This window comes from Sphingobium sp. FG58, assembly GCF_057809055.1.
Map to the genome: position 1 here is coordinate 100,017 of NZ_JBMDJF010000005.1, position 19,868 is coordinate 119,884.

Below are 19,868 nucleotides of genomic sequence, written 5' to 3' on the forward strand. Positions count from 1 at the left end.
GTCTCCCGGAACGACGAAATCCTTGACCACGGAATAGGTGCCGCCCGCGTCCAGACCACCGGTGTGGCGGATCGAACCCAGGAAACGGTCCGATGTCAGGTCAAGAAACGGATCGCGAGAGAGATAGACAAGGTCGTCCCATTGCGGTTGCAGAGTCGGGGTAGCGCCGCCCACATTGGTCACGCTATATTCGACGCGGAATGGCTGGCCACGAGTGGCGCGCAAAGGTGAGCTGAGCGCAGCGACCTGAAGGTCTGGCGGGGTATAGGGCGTCAGCGTGACCGGCTGCACGGTCAGGTTGTTGCCCTCCCCAGCATATTCCCGGACCTTGCCATTGACCGCACCGCGCACACCGGCAAGGCGCGGCGACAGTGTGCTTTTGGCATAGCCCGATTGCTCAAGGCCCGAATCCGCCGCCGCGATGACGTTGAAACCACCCTCCAGCTCGAACGGCAGGCTGACGGTGACCTTGGCAATATAGGATTCGCCCGGATTGAGTATGCCGACATGCGTATTTTCTGCGCGGACGATCACGCCGGGCGACGCTTCCCGCGACATCAGCCAGTCGCCTTCATCGAGCGAGGCGTCGAGCGACAGATAAACCCGGTCCACCCAAGAGTCTTCGCGCGTCGCCCGCGTGCCGACATTTTCGACGCGGAAGCTGATTTCAACCGTCCCGCCCGCAGGCAGCGTGTCCGGCAGGGTCAGCTCGGTAACCTTCAGATCCGCCTCGCGATAGACGACCGGGAACTGCGCCTGTTCGACCGTCCCGGCGGGCAGCTCGAATACGAATTTGCGGAAAGCACTGTCCCTCAGCGCGTCATTATTGCCCGACCGGACGATATCGCTGGGGACTACAGGCCGCGATGGCGTGTTGGTGAACACATAGACATAATATTCGCCGTCCACCCCCGGCGGCATGTCGAACTCCAGCGTGTTGGTGTAGCTCTGCCCGGTGCCCAGCCCTCCATTGGCCTGTGTGACCGATCCGACATAGGTCGCGCGGTTTGCAATGAAGGTCGGGTCCTTCGACACCCACACCTGATCGGTCCAATATTGCGTGCCGGACCATACCGCCGCGCCCTTATTCTCGACCGTATAGGTAACGCTTGTCCGTTCGCCGGAATAGGCGACGACGCCCGGCGCGGCAGGCACCACGCTGACCACCTGCAAGTCGGCAGGTGCGTTCGTCACGCTGGTGGCGACGAACTTTGCGTTGTCCAGTGTGTTGGGATCACCGCCCAGCGTCGACTTGACGATGACGTAAAGGCCTGCAGCGGCGGGATTGAGCTTGAACGTCGCGCTGTTGGTGTAGCTCGCCCCCGGATCGAGCGGCGAGAGATTCTGGAAACTGCCAAGATCGAATATGTTGCGCGCATTTTCCAGCAACGGCGCATCGGACAGATAGACCTGGTCCGTCCAGCCATTGGCCTGTGCATCCCCGGTTGACCGCACCGTCCAGCTGACGGTGAAATCATCGCCGCCCTTGGCCGACGCCGGGGCAGTCACATCCGTCACCGCAATGGCGCGCGTGCTGGAAACAGGCGGGGTGCCAACGATCTGGATCGCGCGGGCGCGATAATTGCTGCTCTGGATTTCGGCTGGATCGTCGGGATTGACGTTGATCGCCAGCGAATCCTCCAGCAGCGTCGCGTAGGGATCGACCCAGGGCATGATATAATATGTGCCGGAAACCACGCTGGCAGGCAGGGTCACGGTCAGTTCGCGGTCATAGCCCTGCCCTTCCACCAGTGGGCCGCCGGTGTAGGCAACGCTGGTAAGCAATATGTCGCCAAGGCCGGGGTGCGGCCGGTTCTTGTCCCTGGTCAGCCAGATCTGCTCGGTCCATTGGCCAAGATTGCTGGTGCCTGGGCCACGATTGGTCACGGTATAGCGCACCGGCACGCTGTTGCCCTCGAACGCCTGGGCATTGGTGACGACATTATCGACGACAAGATCGGCGAACGGCACCGGTTCGACATAGATCTGCTGCGCGCGTACGTTGCTGGCGGTCGTGTCGTTCGGCCATTCATCAATGGCGTTGCCGGTATCCGTGGCCACCAGCACGAACACATTGCCGCGGAACCGCAATGGTACGGTGAAGGTCGCGGAGCTGGACTCATAGCTTTCCAGCGAATCGAGCGCGATCGGATTGGCCAGCTGCGACACGAGAATGTCGTCGCCGCTGATCTTGTCATCCAGCGACAGCCAGACCTGATCGGTCCAGTTGCCATTGGCTTCGATCAGCCCCTGATTGATCACGGTGAAATCAACAGAGGCGGTGGCACCCGCAGTCACTCTGTCAGGCGCGATGATTTCGCTGATCTGCAAATCGGGGCGCGGCAATACCGACACGAGGATGGATTGATCATCGACCGAACGGTTGTTCGCTTCTGCCGTATGTTCATAAACAGCGTCGCCGGCATCGGTGACGACAATCACCTCGAACCGGTCGCTGGTTTTGGCCGGCAGGCGCATTTCCTCGCGCCTTGTATAGCTGGTCCCCGCCGCCAGCGGGCCGGTATAGCTATAGGTGCCGATCAGCGTACCAGCGCCGCTATCGCCGGCCTTGCGCAGATAGACCCGGTCCACCCAGTTGCCCTCGGCCGCGCTCAGCCCTTCATTCTTCACCGTCCAGCTAATGTCGACCACGCCGCCCTCGACCCCATTGGTCGGCGCGGAGATGGCCGTGACGCGGAGATCGGGTGGCGGCGCAAGCGAGATGCTGATCGGGGCGGATGCGCCGCTATTATTGCCGGTAAAGGCAAATTCATAGGGCTGGCTGGCTGGATTTTCGCCGCCCGGCGCGATCACGACGATGCGATAGTCGCCCGCTATGCCATCGGGCAAAGTGAAGTTGGCGGTGCGGTCATAACTGTCCCCCACCCCAAGGAAACCGAGATGGTTGACGGAACCAAGCAGGATCCGGCCACTGCCGTCGGTCTTTTCCAGATAGACGCTGTCGAACCATTCGCCGGTGTTGGTCAGGCCGATGCCCTGATTGCTTTCCCGCCATGTCACATCGATGGACATGCCCGATTGCGCCAATGTGGGCGCGACCACGCTTTCGATCTGCAAATCGGCCCAGGCAATGGGCGACACGTCAAAGAAGCCCGCCAATGCGGTGCGGTTCGCATCCGCGCCGTTTTCGAACACGGCCTCTGTCGCGTCGGAACGGACGAACAGCGTGTAGCGACCGTAGAATCCGGCAGGCAGGATCAGATCAAGGTTGGCGGCATAGCTGTCGCCCAGTGCCAGCCCGCCCGAATGCACCAGTTCGCCCAGCAATATGTCATCGCCATCACCGAATATATCATCACGCGACACATAGACGCGATCCGTCCAGCTATCGGTGGTCCCCAGCCCGGTGCCGATATTGGTGACCGTCCAGCCGACAGTGACGCGCGCGGGATCGTTGATCGTCCGGGCTGGTGCCGTAACATTGCTGACGTCCAGGTCGGCATAAGGCGCAAGACCCACAGTCAGCGCGACAGAGGCGCTATTGTTGGTTTCACCCACGCTGGTTTCAGGCACAGCGGCGCTGCTGTCGCTCTGCACGATGATGCGATATTCACCCGAAGCATCGATGGGCAGACGAACGGTCAGCGCACCGTCGTAAACTTCGCCCACGCCCAGGCTCGACCCGCGCACGACTTCGCCCAGTTTGATGTCCCCGGCACCCACTATGCCATCGCGGGACAGCCATAGGCTGTCGGTCCAGCCGCCAATGCTGGCCCCGCTGCCATCGTTGCGGACCTGCCACGTCACGGCAATGTCGCTGTTGGATTGCGGATTGACGCCGCCCGGCAGCGTGACGTTGATCGGCACCAGATCGGGATGGGTCAGAACAAGCGCGCCCGACGCGCCATCATTGTCCGCCTCTATGCCGCCTTCAAACACTTGCTGGCCCACATCGGCGCGGACAAGGATATTATATGTGCCATCGGCCAGGTTCACCGGCAATGTGACCGACTGACGCACCTCATAGGCTTCACCCGGCGCAAGATCGAATGTACGGACGATGCTGGCCAGCGTCGTCGCGCCCGAAACGGTCGTGTCGTCATCCACATAGATGCGGTCGGCCCAGGGCGCACTTGCGGTCACCGTGCCGCTGTTGCGGATGATATAGCTGACCTCTACCGTCTCGCCCGGTCGCGCACCCACAGGCGCAGTGACGCTTTCGACGACCAGATTGCCGGAAGGCGCGACAGCGAAGCGGACAGGGGTCGAAACCCCGGCATTGTCGCCTTCAAGGCTATTTTCGAATACCGTGCTTCCGGCGTCCGTCACCAATATCAGGCGATAATCGCCACTGCGTCCGTCCTGCACGCGGGCCTGAACCGATACGGTATAGCTGTCGCCGATTGCCAGCCCGGCGTCGCGCGATACTTCGGCCAATACCAGGTCATCCGCATCGGCGACGCCATCGGCCGACAGAACGAGCCGGTCGACATGACCGCCCGCAGCGGCAGCGTCACCGATGTTGCGCACCCGCCACGAAACCGTGAAGGGATCGCCGCCCAGCACCGTAGCAGTCGGACCGGATATGGCTTCGGTCACCAGATTGGGCGCGCGGCTGGTAATGGCAAGGTTTGCGGGGCCACCGACATTGTCTGCCCGCGTATCCGGTTCGACAATGTCCTGCGCCGCATCGGCAACGACATAGATGCGATAATTGCCCGACGTGACGTTCGGCAGCGCCAGCGAGCCCGAACCACTATAGCTGCCACCCTCGGCCAGTCCGCCGGTTCGGGCGACATTGCCGAGTATGACATCGTCAGCATTGCCGATCACGGCATCGCTGCTCAATATCACCCGGTCCGACCATGCAGCACCGTCAGCCGTCGCCACACCGGCGTTCGTGACGGTCCAGCTGACCGTAATATTACCCCCGCCCAGGCCATTGGCGGGCGCACTGACATTGCTGACGCGCAAATCTGCATATTGGCGGGCGGTAACGGCGACCGCCGCTTGCGCGCTATTATTCCCTTCCGCTGCAACACCCGCAGCCGCCTCGCGCACGCTCGTCTGCCCGTTCGCATTGCTGTCGGCGATTATGGTGACGCGGATGTCGCCAACCGCGCGTTGCCCGTCTGGCAGGGTGAAGCTGGTGGTGCGGGCGCGGCTTTCCCCCGCCGCCAAAGCGCTGGTCGTGATGATCGTGCTGTTGAGCAGCGTCTCGCCAGTGGTCAGATTCTGCACCAGAAGGCGATTGTCGAACCCTGCCAGGGTGCCGACATTGCCCAGATTGCTTTCGTCCCATGTCAGCGTGATGACGTCGCCCGAAGCGGGCGCGCTGTTGCTGATGGCCAGATTACGTATCTGGAGATCGGGCGCCGACGTGATGGTTTCCGCCGTGCTATTGTTGGTCTCGCCAGTGGCGGTTATATTCGCTTCGGCGACCTGATCGAAAATATCGGTGACCACCGAAAATTCGAAAATGCCCTGCCCCAAAATCCCGGCAGGCCAGATGATCTGCGCGGACCGTTGCGCCGCCTGCTCCGCGCCCAATGCGCCGGTGAAGCCCACCGTGGCGACCTGAACCTGTTGGCCGGTCATGAGATTGCGCACGAAAACCCGTTCGCTAAAGTCCGCCGCCGTCGCGCTGTTGCCCGCGTTGGTGGTGGTCCAGTTGACCGTGACGGTATCGCCGGGCTTCCAGCCGCCCGCCGGGTCCGCCGCAACGGCGGAAACGACGAGATCGCGGAACGGCGCCAGTTGGGACGTGAACTCCAGCGTCGCGGCATTGTTCGTTTCGGCGGTCCCCAGGATATTTTCTTCGCTGATCGTGTTGGCGACGTCGTTCGTCACCGTCACACCGATCCGGCCGACGCCGCGATTGCCCGTGGGCAGCGTCAGCGTGGTTTGCCGCTGCCGTTCACCTTCCGCAGAGATCACCGTGCCGCTGTCATCCAGCAGGATGTTGCCGATAATCTCGTTTGTATCCAGATTGCGCAGCAACACCCGGTCCTGCCACGCGCCATCGGTCGGAAGCGTCCCCTGATTGCGGGTTTTCCAGCTGATGGTGATCTCGCTGCCGGAACTGATCGTGCCGCTGCTGCTGACCGCCAGTGCGATCGGGATAAGGTCGGGCGAAGGCCGCACTTCCAGCGAGGAGATGCGGATAGGCGCGATCAACGTGTTTTCGATGACGTTGAAACTATAGGTCCCGACCGACGCGGCCTGCTGCACATAGCCTTCGATCAGCAGCGTGTAGGAACCGCTGTCGGGAAGGACCAGCGTGTCGACATCGTTCATGTCACCGGCAAAGAGCTGCCGACCATTGGGCGCGATCAGCCGCCAGTGGGTGGACACGCCCGCATAGCTGAGCTTGTCGAAGAAGAAGCGGTCGCCTGCTTCACCGTCAAACCGGTACATGTCGGTTTCGGCACCGGGGCTAAGCGTGCCATTGACCGGCACGCCCGGCGTGATCGGCAGCGCATCGGCGAGTTTTTGCAAGCGGATCGAATAGTCCCGGTCCGCCGTCGTGCCGCTTTCGATCCGCAGCACATGATCGCCTGCGGGCAGACGATAGACCACCTGGGCATTGGACCGGTCATAACTGTCGGTCTGGGTGAAGGGCAGCGCAGCAAAGTCACCGGCGGGGCCGGTCAGCCGCCAGCTGACATCGCCGAACGGCGACAGCGCATCGACATAGACCAGGGTTTCCTCGGTCAGCGTGAAAAGCAGATCTTCCCTCTGGCCGGGTTGATCGAGCTTGGAACTGATCGTGTCGCCCAGATCGATCGTGCGGCTCTTGTGGACCACCTTGTCGACCTGAAACTGGTAATCGACCGGACCGCCCTCCCCGATCTGGCCTTCATAGGCCAGCGTATAGACGCCAGCCTTTTCGAGCGTGATGAAGCCGGTATCCGAACGGTAATTCGCACTCATCGCCACCCGGCCATCGGGATCGAACAGCCGCCATTGCCCCGACCCGGGGCTGGAGATGAAATCGAAATAGATATTGTCACCGACAGCGCCGGTGAATTTGTAGAGATTGGTGCTGTTGCCAGGCTCCAGCCGACCGGTGGTCGGCACGTTCAGCACAAGATCGCTCGCCAGCGCCGTATCAAGCAGACGGAAGGCAAAATCGCCGGTCAGATCATTATTGGCGTCGACGGTGATGGCATAGTCACCCGGCTCGAAAAATATCGCGCCGGGCGATGCGCCGGAATGGGCATCGGCATTCTGGAAATGGCGCGAAAGGATGGTCCCGGAAGGTCCGGTCAGGGTCCATGCGAACTGGGTCGTGTTGATCAGGCTGTCGAAGATCAGATATTGCGGGTCGCTGACGCTGAACGTGTAGCGCACCTTCGTGCCTGGCGCGGCGATCGTACCGCTGATCATTTCGCCGATGGTCAGCGGCGTGATGCTCTCGACCATGTCGACCACACGGAAGCTGAGAGTCTGCGGCGCGGACGTGCCGACACGCCCTTCGATCAGGAGCGTATAGGTGCCATCGAGCGGCAACAGCGGCTCCTCGACGTCGCCGACCCGAGTCGTGTTGAAAACCAGATTGCCTGCCGGGTCGATCAGTCGCCAGAAGGGATCGTTCGATCCGCTGAGCAGGTCGAAAAACAGTGCTTGTCCGGCGGTGGCATCGAACCGGTATATTTCCGTCAGGTTGCCGGGGGTGAGGGTGAGATCCTGCGTTTCGTTCAGGTTGATGGCTGTCCCGTCTGCCAGCGAAGCAAGGCGGAATGAAAAGCTGCCGGTATTGGCGCCTGTGGCGGAAATGGCGACGCGATATGTGCCGGGCGCGAGCGTCATGACCGGATTGCCGGAAAATTCCGCAGAATCGGTGCCGTTGAAACTGCGCGCGGCGGGTGTCTGGGTCGGGCCGCTAATCTCCCAGCGCAGCGCGCCATTATTGGTCAGCGCATCGAAAACGACAGGGGTTTCTTCCGTCAGGGTAAATTCGTAGCGCTGCACCGCACCAGCCGCAGCAATCGAGCCGCTGACTGCATCGTTGAGCGCCAGCGCCGTCATCGGCTGCGCCGCGGCGGTCATGGCGATGGAGAAATTGTCGAAATCCTGATCGGCCGTCGCGCTGCCCTGACTGGCGCCCAGCACCAGACGCCCGGCCTCCAGTTCCATGCCGGCAACGAAGAAATCGGTGACGGCAGCAATCGTCGCGCCACCCTCCGGCGTGAGTTCGATCGTGACCAGCGATCCACCATCGGTCCGTTCCACAATTATCCGCGCGCGCGCCCAATTGCCGCTCGCCAGCGTCAGGCCGGGATTGGCGATGTCAGTCAGCTTGACGCCATTATAATGGATGGAAATGTGATTGGCGTTGACTTCGCCATTGCTCAGCGTGTCGAAACCGATGCCCAGCGCACCAGCAAGATTGGCCTCCGGCGTCACCAGCATTCCCGGCCCGCCATTGCCATATTGGCTGACCGGCAGATAGAGCAGGCCAAAGCCGTCGGCATCCCCCGCCTGCCCGGCGCGGCGGGTCAGGCGGAAATCGAAAGCGAGATCGACGACATCCTGCCGCCCGCTGCCAGTGGCGGAGAAGGCTATCGAATTTTGACTGTTCACTTGCAGGGAATCGGTCAGCCTGATGACGTTGTCCCCGCCATCAGCCAGAACTTGGGCGGCGGTCCCGCGATGATTGCCCAATATATAGGGCAGGCCCGCTACGTCGAAATTCTGGCTGGTCTGGCCACCGGCAGGCAGGATCGCCGGCTCGTTATAAATGAAGCTGTAGCTGCCATCCGTGGTCGCGGAACGCCGCCCTTCCACCAGCAAGGTGTAGGTGCCGGCCATCGCGGCCGTCATCAGATCGGTATCGCCAAGGCCCACCGGGCCAAAAATCACCTGCCCCATCGGGTCGATCAGACGCCAGCTGTTGTTGCCGGAAGAATTGCTGACCACATCGAAGCCGAAGCGCATACCGGCCGTCGCGGTAAAGCGGAACATGTCCGTTTCCCGACCATTTTGGCCAATTGTGCGATTGAACGTGCCATCCGGCACCAGTTCCTCGGCAGATGCAAGGTCGAGCAGGCGGAAACTATAATCGCCGGTATTTTCCGCCGTCGCGTCGATCGTCAGCGTATAGCTGCCCGCGCCAAGGCTCAGAACCGGATTGCCGCCGAAATCAAACCCGTCGGAATCATGCACATTGCGGCTGGCGACCTCGACACCATCGGGGCCACGCAACGTCCAGTTGAATATGGTCGCTGTCGTCAGCGCGTCGAATACCAGCTTGCTGGCCGCGCCGAGCGTGAAGCTGTAGGCGTCGCTTTCGCCGACCGAGCCGATCGATCCGTCCACACGCGACCCGATGGTCAGCGCCGCATTCTGCGTGGTGATGGGATAGACGCCAAACTGATAGTCGGCGACCGTCGCGGTATAGGCCCGTCCCTCGATCAGCAGCGAATAGACGCCGCTTATGGGGAGTTCCAGCCCGTCAATATTACCGACCGTATTGGGGCCGAACACTTCATTGCCGAACGGATCGATCAGCCGCCACCGCATGTCGTTATGAACGGTGCCGCCGTCGAAGAAGAATGTTTCCCCCGCATTGGCCGCGAAGCGATAAATGTCGGTCTCGCTCGTGGGTGTCAGGGTTCCCGAAACCGGCGAACCCAGCGTCAGTGGCGTGCCCAGGGACAGGTCACGCAGGCGGAAGTTATAATTGCCCGTCACGCTGCCGACCGCGTCGATCTTCAGCTGATAATCCCCCGCACCCAGTCGCAGGACGGGCGACGCGGTGAAATCGGCGGAATCCGTGTCGCTAAAGCGCCGGGCACTCACAATCTCCCCTTGCGGGCCGGTCAGCGTCCAGTTGATGTCGCCCGAATTTGTCAGGCTGTCGAGCATGACCAGCGTTTCGGCCGTCAGGCTGAAGCTGTAGATATCGCTTTCGCCCGGCTGTGCGATGCGACCGGAAACACCATTTGGATTGGTGGTGCGCAGCAGAGCGCCACCGCTCAATGCTATACTCTCAAAATCGAGCGCGTAGAGGAGACCGCTGGTCCCCGTCGCCGGCGGACTGGTCATCCCGGCGGCGACATCAGCCTCGCTGCGCGCAATGTCCCAGATGCGGAAGCTGTCGACCGCGCCTTCCCATTGGCCGTAGCTGGTCTCGACATCCTCATATTGGCCGATCAGCAGCGGCTCGCCCGCATCGGCATTATTGCCGATCCTGATCGTTCCCGATGCCTGCTCCACCCCGTTCACGAGGATTTTCATCGCCCCGCCGTCACGGTCGGCCACCAGCGCGATATGCGCCCATTCACCCGCGGCGATCAGGCCGCCGCCGGTCTGGATCGACTGCACCCCGGACGCATCGCGCACCGCCGCCCAGACGGACCCGTTGGCGTTCACCGCAATCCGATAGGGGGACGTGCTATGGGTCGATTTGGCAACCAGCGACGTCCAGCTGTTGGTGAACCGGTCGAGCTTGAACCAGCCTTCAACCGTCAGATTGCGGCTTGGCGATACCTCGGCGCTGCTTGGCACTTCGACATAATCGACCCCGCGCAGGCTGAGCGCATTGCCGCTCTTGCCGGGCTGTATCTGTGGCGCCTGGGGATTGGGGCCATCGAGCGTAATCGCCACCGGCGGGGTGGACGCAACCTTATAGGCAGCAAAGCGGAAATCCACCGGCCATTCACGCCAGACGCGCGGTTCGACGATCAGCGTATAAATGCCGCCGATTGCCAGCGCCCCGCTTTCCCGTGACGCAAAGTCGACAGGGCCGAAAATCTGGCGGCCATAAGGGTCGATCAGCCGATACGATACCCTGTTGCTCGAATTGGTCACCTGCTGAACGTCGAACAGCAGATTGTCGCCCGGATTGACGTTCAGCCGATAGGCGTAGCTTTCCGAGGAACCGCTCGCCGTCTGCGAAATCGCGGTATCGAACGGCACCAGCGGCGCGGCCGACAGGTTGAGCAGGCGGAAGGAGAAGGCTCCGGTGGCAGCACCCGTGCCATCGACCAATATGGTGTAGGTCCCCGGCTCGACCGTGAAGACCGGGTTGCTCCCGCCCAGTTCGTAGCTGTCACCATTGCGCAGATTGTTCGATATCGAAAAACCACCCGGCCCGGTGACGGAAACGACCATCTGGTCGTTGTCATGCAGACTGTCGAACACCATCATCGTGCGTTCCGCGACGGTGAAAGTGTAGGTCCGCTTGTCGCCCGGCGTGTTGAGGCGTCCTTCGACCACGCCCTTGACGTTTTCAAGGTCGCGCAAAACCGGGATCGCCGCGCCGGTGACGCTATTTGTCACGGCACCCGATGTCACCGCGTCCAGACCCAGTCGCAACGCCAGGCCAGTGGTGTCGGTCGGAGCGCCCGCGTTCATGTTCGCGGCGATCTGCGCCTCCGTGCGCCCGCTGCTCCAGACGCGCACCTCGTCCAGCCCGCCCTCAAACTTGCGATGGGCCTCATTATAATCGCTAGTGCCGCCAACAAACAAAGGCGTGGCAGGCGAACCATTTGACAGCGCCGTGCTGACCGATCGAGAGGCTGCCAGCACACCGTTGATATAGATTTTCATCGTGCCGGTGCTGCGCTCCAGCACCGCGGCGACATGGCTCCACTGGCCATAGGGAACCGCGCTGCTCGCCGTTTCCAGCGTGTCGTTCGACGTGCCGCGCATACTCGAAAAATGGATCAGGCCATTGGCGTTGAACCATAGCGAATAGCCGCGCCGTCCCGCATCATCGGCCTTGTAAACGATCGGCGACCATGTGTCCGCCTGCCGGTCGGGATTGATCCAGAATTCGACCGTCACATCCTGCCGCAGGTCAAGCGCGGGATCGACGATCTGGATCTGCTCATGGGCGGAAAATGAAAGGGCATTGCCGATCTTGCCCGGTCGCGTCAGCGCCGCATTGGTCGTGCCGTCGATGACGATGGTCTGGGTGGGGTTGGTCGGCTTTTGCAGAGTAAAGCCATAGCTCTGACTGGCGCTGGCATCCCATACCCGTCCTTCCAGAAGGATGAGATAGCGCCCTGTTTTGGGCAGGACGATCTCGCAATTGTCCATGTTCGTCGGGCCGACGAACTGAAGGCCATCGGGATCGATGATCCGCAAAGAGGCGTTGGGCTGGCTTTGCAGATTCTGGTAGAATATCGTCTCGCCCGCCGTTCCTTCGAAACTGTAGACATCGGTTTCGCGCAACGGCGTGAGATCGGAACGAACCGGCTGGCCAAAGTTAAGCGCGGTGGCGGATGCCGTGTCGATCAGGCGGAATTCGGCACTGCCTGTCTTTCCGGCGTTGGCGGAAATATCCAGGCTATAGTCGCCAGCGGGAAGCGTGAAGATACGGTCAGCACTGTTTTCATAGGAGTCGGTGCTGTAGAAATTGCTGCTGACAAGGTTCAGCCCGGCGCTCGATATGGTCCAGAACATCTCAGTGTCTGGCGTGAAACTGTCGAAATAGAAGGATTTGGGCGCGGTGAGCGTGAATGTATAACGCTGCTTCTGGGTCGGCTTGGCGATCGTCGCGGTGGTCCGCTCGCCAAAATTGAGCGCAATGGGGGCGGGGTCCGCCTCGATCCGCGACAGCGCAAACTGATAGTTTATTGTGGCTGTGTTGTCCCAGGGCCGCCCTTCCACCAGTAATGTATAGGTGCCGGCGCGCGGCATGGTGATGGCGGAATCGCGGAAGTCGGTGGGGCCGTAAACGACCTGACCGAAGGCATCGAGGATTTTGACCGATCCATTGCCCGCCCCCTGAATACCGTTGAAAAATATCTTCTCGCCCGCGGTCGCCGTGAAGCGATAGACATCGGTTTCCCGACCGGGATCGAGCGTGCCGGACGTGCTGGAACCATCAACCGTGAGCAATGTCCCGGCGGCGGCATCGAGCAGGCGGAACTTATAGTCGCCCAGCGTTCGCCCGCCGGTTTCCACCTGCTGTGATCCCCGGACCACCAGTTCATAATCGCCCGCCTCCAGCAGCATGGGGGTGCGGTTCTGCTGTTCGTAGCTGTCCGAATAATAGAAGCGGTTGCCCACAGAAGTCTGCGGCCCTGTCAGCGCCCATTCAAGATAGACCTCTGCGCTGTAATTGTCGAAAATCACGAGCTTCTGCGTATCAACCGTGAAGCGATAGCGCTGGACATCGCCGGTCTTGGCGATTGTGCCTTCAACTATGTCATTGAGCGTCAGATCGATCGGCGCGGGATCGGCCGGGCGATTGAGGATGAAGGCATAATTGTCGGATGCGCTGCTATCCCAGACACGCCCCTCCACGACAAAATAATAAGTGTCGGAAACGGGCATGGTAAGTTCGTGATAATCGAACCCGGCGGGACCGAACAATTGACGCCCGTTGCTCGAAAAGATGCGCCAGCTCGCGCTATTGGGATAATCGCGCACATCGAGGACGATCTTCTCGCCAGCGCTCGCGGTAAAACTGAAAATGTCAGACTCGCGCACGGGCGTGAGTGTGGAGGATGTGACGCTGCCATCCGCCGCGACGGGCGTGGCACTTGCGAAATCGAGCAGGCGGAAGCTGTAGGCGCCAGTGCTGCCCTGCACGCGGATCTGGTAGGCGCCCGGCTGGGTCAGGTCGACAAATGTGTTTGCGTAATTCTCGAAACTGTCAGTGTAATAGAAGGCGCGATCCGGCGTGATACGCCCCGATGGACCGAACAGCGCCCATGTCTTGCCCGTGTCGGGCGTCAGACTGTCGAAATAGACCCTGGTGGGTGCCGTAATGGTAAAGCTGTGGAGATCGATTTCGTCTGCGGCGCTCAGCGTATCGCTAACCGCTGCGCCCAGGGTGAACGCGGTGCCTGCGCCCCTGTCGGGCGGCGCCGTGTTGCCGGTACGGCTGACCTTGAGCGCATAGTCGACCGGCGCGCCTTCCCACACCCGCCCTTCGAGCAGCAGAACATAGGTTCCGTCATAGTCGAGCGTGAGCGGCACCGAGCCATTGAACTGGCGCGCGGATGTGACGAGACGGCCCAGCGGATCGTAGAGCCGCCAGAACGCATTGACGTTCGTACTCGAAATCCGCTCAACCGTGATCGCATCGCCTTCTTGCCCCGTGAACGCGAACATGTCGGTCTCGTTGCCCGGCTCGAGCCTGCCGGTGGTTTCTGCGTCAAGGGTCAGCGCAGTTGCGCTTGCAAGGTTGAGCAGGCGGAACTGATAATCGGCGGCCGTGTCCCCGGCACCGTCGACCGTCAGCGTATATGCGCCCGGCGCAAGGTTGAGCAGTTGGCTGCTACTGGTGTCGATCTCGGCTGAATCGGAATAGTAGAAGTTGCGATTGGTGATTTCTGCGCCAAACGGCCCCGTCAGCGACCAACTCAGCGCAGAATTTGCCGTCAGCGAGTCAAAGGCCAGCTTCGTCGCTTCGCTCAGCGTGAATGTGAAGCGATCGGCTTCTCCGGCATCGATCCGCCCGCTGGTCAGCGCGTTCAGCGTCAGCGCGGCCGCATCATCCGAAACCTTGAGCAGTTCTGCGGTAAATGCCGCGCTGCCCTGATTGTAGAGATAGCCTTCGACGGCAATCAGATATTCGCCCGTTTCGGGCAACTCCCCAAGGTCGATATCGCCCAATCCAGAACCGTTGAGCAGCAGCGTGCCATCGGGACGATAGACCCGTATATACTGGTTGTTACTGGCACTGAGCAGGTTGAAGAAATAATGATCGTCCTTCACCCCGTCGAACCGGAACAGCTTTGTCTCGGTCCCGCGCCGCAGGACACCGCTGGCGACCAGCGCGCCCGGCGCGAGATCCGCAGCGGTCTGACCGGTCGCCTCATCAAAGCGCCAATAGCCCGCCAGCCCGCTCTCGCTGCCCGTCAGCGGGCGCTGATATCCGCTGGCGATGTCGGCCGCGCTGCGCGCCATGCCCCATAGGCGGACATCGTCCACCTGCCCGTCAAATTGATAATTGCCGGTCGGTGCCGCACCGATGTTGAGCGCATTGGCGCTGTAGTTGATCGCTGCGTCATAGGCCTTTTCGGCAACCAGCGCGCCATCGACATAAAGCCGCAAGGTCGTGCCGTCATAGGCACCGGCAACATGCTTCCATTGATCCGTCGCGAGCGGTGCCTCGACAAAGCCATCGCTCCAATTGTTGACGAAGAAGCGGACATTGTCCCCGACACGCACCAGCCCATAGCCATTGCTCCATCCGGTATCGTTTATCTTGCTGACGATGCCCTGATAGAAGCCGCCGCCGCTGCGTGCGTTGACCCATGCCTCGACCGTGATCGCGGCCGGATTGAGTGCCGCATCGTTCGCGACTTCAAGCTCGCCGAGCGTGGCGACATCCCAACTGCGGTTGATCGTCCCGCCCTGTGCGGAATAGTCGAGCGGCGCGCCTGCGGGGTGCGCAATATTGGCCAGCGCGCCGCCATCCTCGATCGTCGCGCCAAAAATGTCTCCAGCACTGATCGCAGTGGCCGTCGTCGAAAAATCGAGCAGGCGGAAGGCAAAATCACCGGTTGCGTCGCCATCGGCAAACACCGTCAGCTTATATTGTCCCGCGACCAGATTGAGCAGCGGGTCCCCGTTGAAGGAATCCGAACTGTTGAAATTCCGGTTGTTGATCACCTGGCCGCGCGGTCCGCTGAGCGACCATTTGAGGCTGTCGCGGCGGATCAGATTGTCGAACAGCAACTTGCTGTCGCTGGCGAGATCGAAATCGAACACCGTGCTGCTGCCAGCGGTCGCGAGACGGCCCTGCACCCGCTCGTTGATCGTCAGGGCAGCGCTGGTCTGCGTAATCTTGCCGAAGGTGAAGGAATAGCTGATGTCCGCCGTTGCCGAATTATAAACCCGGCCTTCAATCTCCATCATGTACGTGCCGCTGCGGTTCAGCAGATAGGCACCGGAATCGTCGAACCCATGTGGCCCGGTGACATATTCGCCGTCCGGGCCGATCAACCGCCAGGCCGTCGATTCAGCCGGATAACTGTGCGCATCGAAGAAGAAACTGTCCCCGGCCAGTGCGTCGAACTTGTAGAGCGCGGTTTCGTTCGCCTTGTGCAGCCCGTTGACGACATCACCCGGCGTAAAAACATCGGCATTGGCTATATCGAGCAGCCGGAATGCATAATTGCCGGTCGCGTCGGCCCGGCCATCGATGCTGAGCGTATATTCGCCCGCTTGCAGATCGAGGATGTTGCCGCCCGAAAAATCGTAGGAATCCGACTGGGCCAGATTGCGGTTCGAAACAATGCTACCCTTCTGGTCCGCCAGTGCCCAGAACATGGTGTTGGTGGCGGTAAGGGAATCGAACACCACCTTCTTGGGTTCGGTCAGGGTGAATGCGAAGCGATCGGTTTCGCCCGGTACTTCGATAGTGCCAGTGATCGGCGGCACGTCCGCCGCCAGCAGCAGGCGCGGCTCGACCGCTTCGAAATGGAGCCGGTTTGCCAGACTGGAGGAATTGCGCAGCGCGGCCCGGCGACGCAGACGCCAGTCCCCCGGCAACCGGTCCAAGGAGCGCCGCCCGCGGGCCAGCAAGTCGCCCAACTTGCGAAATGCCTTTACGTCCTGCTCCATAGCCCCCCCAAAACGGCATCCAGACTGAAATAATCGTCTGTTGTCCTGTTTTGGGACAAGAGGGTGGAACATACCCTCCGTTGAACCGGTCGGACCGTCGAACAGCGGAACCGGCAACGCGGACGACCGTTCCTGTCACACCGGCTAGTTGATGCCGGGGTAACCAGAACGTGAGCGACGCGACCCGCTTACTTTCAACATTTTCCGTGGAAACCTGACCGCGAATTATCGCGGCATGCTTATCATCGAATCAACCTAACTAGTCTGTCAAACCTTGCAACTTATCGCAAGCTGATTACCGGCCCGTCCCGGCGCACAGCGGGCAAGCCGGCTGGCCAAGACCATCGGATGTCGGTTTTTTCGGACGAGCAATCTTCGCCCGCACGGCAGACTAGATCAGACCCCGGTCATACCCGCTGTGGATGCGCCATCGATGGCATATTCCGCGCCGGAGATGAAACCGGCCTCGTCGGAGGCGAGGAAGGCGACCAGGGCAGCAATATCCTCGACGCTGCCCATCCGGCCCATGGGCGACATGTTGTTGTAGGCCGCGCGCGCGCCTTCGGGCGACGCGGACTTGGCGATGATCGCGGTGATCATCTCCGTCTCCACCACGCCGGGCAATATGGCGTTGCAACGGATCGGCAGTTTTTCGGTGGCGCAATGGATGGCGATCGACTTGGCCATGGCCAGCACGGCGGCCTTGGTCACCGAATAGGCCATATAATTGCCCATCACCTTGTGCGCCGACATGGACGAATTGATGATGATCGACCCGCACGCCCCGCCAGGATTGGCGCGCATCAGGCGCAGCGCCGTCCGGGCGGTCAGCATCACCCCGGTCTGGTTGACGCCGATGATCCCGGCCCAGCCGTCCATGCTGATCGATTCCACGCTGCCGTCGCCGCTTTCCGTCCCGGCATTGGCAAAGGCGATGTCGAGGCGGCCAAATTCGTCGCTGATGAAGGCGGCGACCTTGTCCCAGTCGCGCTCCTCCTGCACCCGCGCCTTGACAAAGCGCGCGCCGGTTTGTGCGCACAGGGTCCGTGCCGCATCTTCGTTCGACCCTGTGAACACAACCTGCGCCCCGTCCCGCGCCAGCCGCTGGACGGTCGCGCGGCCTATGCCCGATGTGCCGCCCGTGACGATCGCCACCTTGCCCGAAAGATCAGCCATATCTTGTCCTCAATCCGCCATCAGCGTGCCGGTTGCCCGCGCGATCGATGCTGTATCGAAATAATAGGGGGTGATGCCACTGAACTTGTCGCCGCGCAGATGAAATACCTCGCACAGCGGCATGGCCAGCTGCTGGCCATTGTGGCGTGAAGTGGCATGGACCGTCAGCATGACGATCGCATGATCCTCCGACACGGTGATATCGCTGGTTTCCAGCGACGCATCGTCCCAGAAGGCGAACACCTTGGTATAGAGGTCGCGCAGCGCGCCCTTGCCCAGATATTCCCCGGCATAGGGCAGGCTGTCGGCCTCCAAGATACGGAAATCGTCGGTCATCATCGCCTCCGCCTCGTCCCAGCGGCCCGCAGCAGTCAGGGCATAGAGATTTTCAACCATCGACCGGATGGCGGCATAGCGGTGCGAGTCCATGGCAATCACTCTCCTGTTCCAGCCTAGATGCGCGCTTGGGAATGTCGGCGAACCTGTAAAAAGCGGCAGGTGAAGCGAAGGGCCAGTGGGCCGACAAGTGCCTCGACAAATGAGACTGGCCCATACGGGCCATGCTGAGAGAGGAATGCCCATGGCGGGACGGTTGGACGGACGGGTGGCGCTGGTATCGGGCGCGCTGCGGGGCATCGGGCGAGCCATAGCGCAATGCCTGGCCGCCGATGGCGCGACGACGATCATTACCGATCTGGATGCGGAGGATAGCGAGGCAGTAGCCAGCGCAATCGCCGCCATGCCGGGCTGTTCCTATATCCGGCTGGACGCGACACTGGAGGAGGCGTGGCAGGCTGCACGTGAGCGAGTGATCGCGGCGCACGGGCGGCTCGACATATTGGTCAATAATGTCGGCGCGGACCTGACCGGCAAGGTGCAGGATCTGGAACTGGCGACTTGGCGGCGACTGATGACGCTGAACATGGACACGGTGTTCCTCGGCACCAAGACGTTCCAGCCGCTGCTGGCCCAAAGCGGGGCGACGACGCCCTATGGCTCCAGCATCATCAATATCAGCTCGATCATGGGGCTGGTCGGCATGGGCGAGGTATCGGCCTATAATGCGTCCAAGGGTGCGGTCCGGCTGTTCAGCAAATCCAATGCGCTGGAATTTGCCGATGCGGGCGTGCCGATCCGCGTCAACAGCGTCCATCCCGGCTTTGTCGATACGCCGCTGCTGCGACAGGGGATGGAGCGATGGGCCGCGCGCGACGGGACGTTAACGGCGGACGATCTGATCGACCAGATGGCGCAGACGACGCCAATCAAGCGGCTGGCCCAACCCATTGAGATCGGCAAGGTGGTTGCGTTTCTGGCAAGCGATGACGCCAGCTACATGACCGGCAGCGAGGTCGTGGTGGATGGGGGATGGACGGCGCGATGAGCAGTTTTGACCTGAGCGGCGCGGTGGCGCTGGTAACCGGGGCCAGTGGCGGGATCGGCGGGGCGACTGTCCAGGCACTGGCCGACGCCGGGGCGACCGTGATCGCGACCGATATGGCGGCCAGCGCGTCGGTGGCAGGCGCGGCGGACTATCGACCGCTCGACGTCACCGACGAAGCGGGCTGGGCCGCGCTGGTGGACCATGTGGCGGCAACCTATGGCCGGCTCGACATATTGGTGAATAATGCGGGAATTTCGGTGACCGATACGATCGCTGAAACCAGCCTTGCGACGTTCCGCAAGTGCATGAGCATCAATGTCGAGGGGATATTTCTGGGCACCCGCGCCATGGCCGACCTGCTTGGCCGGAGCGGCGCGGATCGGCGGGGCGGATCGTCGATCATCAACCTGTCGTCGGTCGGCGGGCTGGCGGGCGCGCCGTTCATGTCGGCCTATTGCGCGTCCAAGGGCGCGGTGCGGCTGTTCAGCAAATGCGCGGCGCTGGAATATGCCGCGCTCGGCCAGCCGATCCGCGTCAATAGCGTCCATCCCGGCGGCATCGACACAAATATGATGGACACCATCTACGCCCGCTATGTCGAAACCGGTGCCTTCCCCGATGAAGCGACCGCGCGGGCGACGGTATCAGCGGGCCATGCGCTGGGACGGATGGGCACCGCGCAGGAGATTGCCGACGGCATCGTCTATCTCGCCGCGCCTGCCGCCAGTTTCGTTACGGGATCGGAACTGGTGATCGACGGCGGCATGACGGCGCATTGATCGTCAAAAAAAGACCCGGTCGCGCGATGCGACCG

The 19,868-nt window shown here is 61.6% G+C and carries 5 protein-coding genes (1 of these 5 only partly in view); 2 read left to right on the forward strand and 3 right to left on the reverse strand.

What is annotated here, in order from left to right:
• The 3 genes from ACODR8_RS08510 to ACODR8_RS08520 all read right to left on the reverse strand — a co-directional run.
• Window positions 1-16,494 carry the 5' portion of a putative Ig domain-containing protein gene (locus tag ACODR8_RS08510; RefSeq protein WP_489006846.1) on the reverse strand. 20,166 nt of this gene lie to the left of the window's left edge, so 16,494 of the gene's 36,660 nt are visible here — the first part of the coding sequence; its start codon is at window positions 16,492-16,494; the stop codon falls past the left edge of the window.
• A gap of 396 nt (window positions 16,495-16,890) precedes the next feature.
• Window positions 16,891-17,670, reverse strand: a complete 780-nt coding sequence (locus ACODR8_RS08515; protein WP_489006847.1) for an SDR family NAD(P)-dependent oxidoreductase — start codon at window positions 17,668-17,670, stop codon at window positions 16,891-16,893.
• A gap of 9 nt (window positions 17,671-17,679) precedes the next feature.
• Window positions 17,680-18,099, reverse strand: a complete 420-nt coding sequence (locus ACODR8_RS08520) for a nuclear transport factor 2 family protein (protein WP_489006848.1) — start codon at window positions 18,097-18,099, stop codon at window positions 17,680-17,682.
• A gap of 151 nt (window positions 18,100-18,250) precedes the next feature.
• Here ACODR8_RS08520 and ACODR8_RS08525 point away from each other — a divergent pair, with 151 nt between their 5' ends.
• Together ACODR8_RS08525 and ACODR8_RS08530 are read left to right on the forward strand one after the other, a co-directional pair.
• A complete protein-coding gene (locus tag ACODR8_RS08525) occupies window positions 18,251-19,054 on the forward strand; it encodes an SDR family NAD(P)-dependent oxidoreductase (protein WP_489006849.1) in 804 nt (267 codons plus the stop codon).
• Window positions 19,051-19,833 (forward strand): SDR family NAD(P)-dependent oxidoreductase, encoded by a 783-nt coding sequence (locus ACODR8_RS08530; protein WP_489006850.1) that lies wholly within the window; start codon window positions 19,051-19,053, stop codon window positions 19,831-19,833. Before ACODR8_RS08525 ends, ACODR8_RS08530 begins: the two co-directional genes overlap by 4 nt.
• Window positions 19,834-19,868 lie beyond the last annotated feature (35 nt).

What these genes read in the sequence shown, in the direction of transcription:
- ACODR8_RS08515 (WP_489006847.1), bottom strand. Translation starts at nt 17,670, where the DNA reads ATGGCTGATCTTTCGGGCAAGGTGGCGATCGTCACGGGCGGCACATCG.
- ACODR8_RS08520 (WP_489006848.1), bottom strand. Translation starts at nt 18,099, where the DNA reads ATGGACTCGCACCGCTATGCCGCCATCCGGTCGATGGTTGAAAATCTC.
- ACODR8_RS08525 (WP_489006849.1), top strand. Translation starts at nt 18,251, where the DNA reads ATGGCGGGACGGTTGGACGGACGGGTGGCGCTGGTATCGGGCGCGCTG.
- ACODR8_RS08530 (WP_489006850.1), top strand. Translation starts at nt 19,051, where the DNA reads ATGAGCAGTTTTGACCTGAGCGGCGCGGTGGCGCTGGTAACCGGGGCC.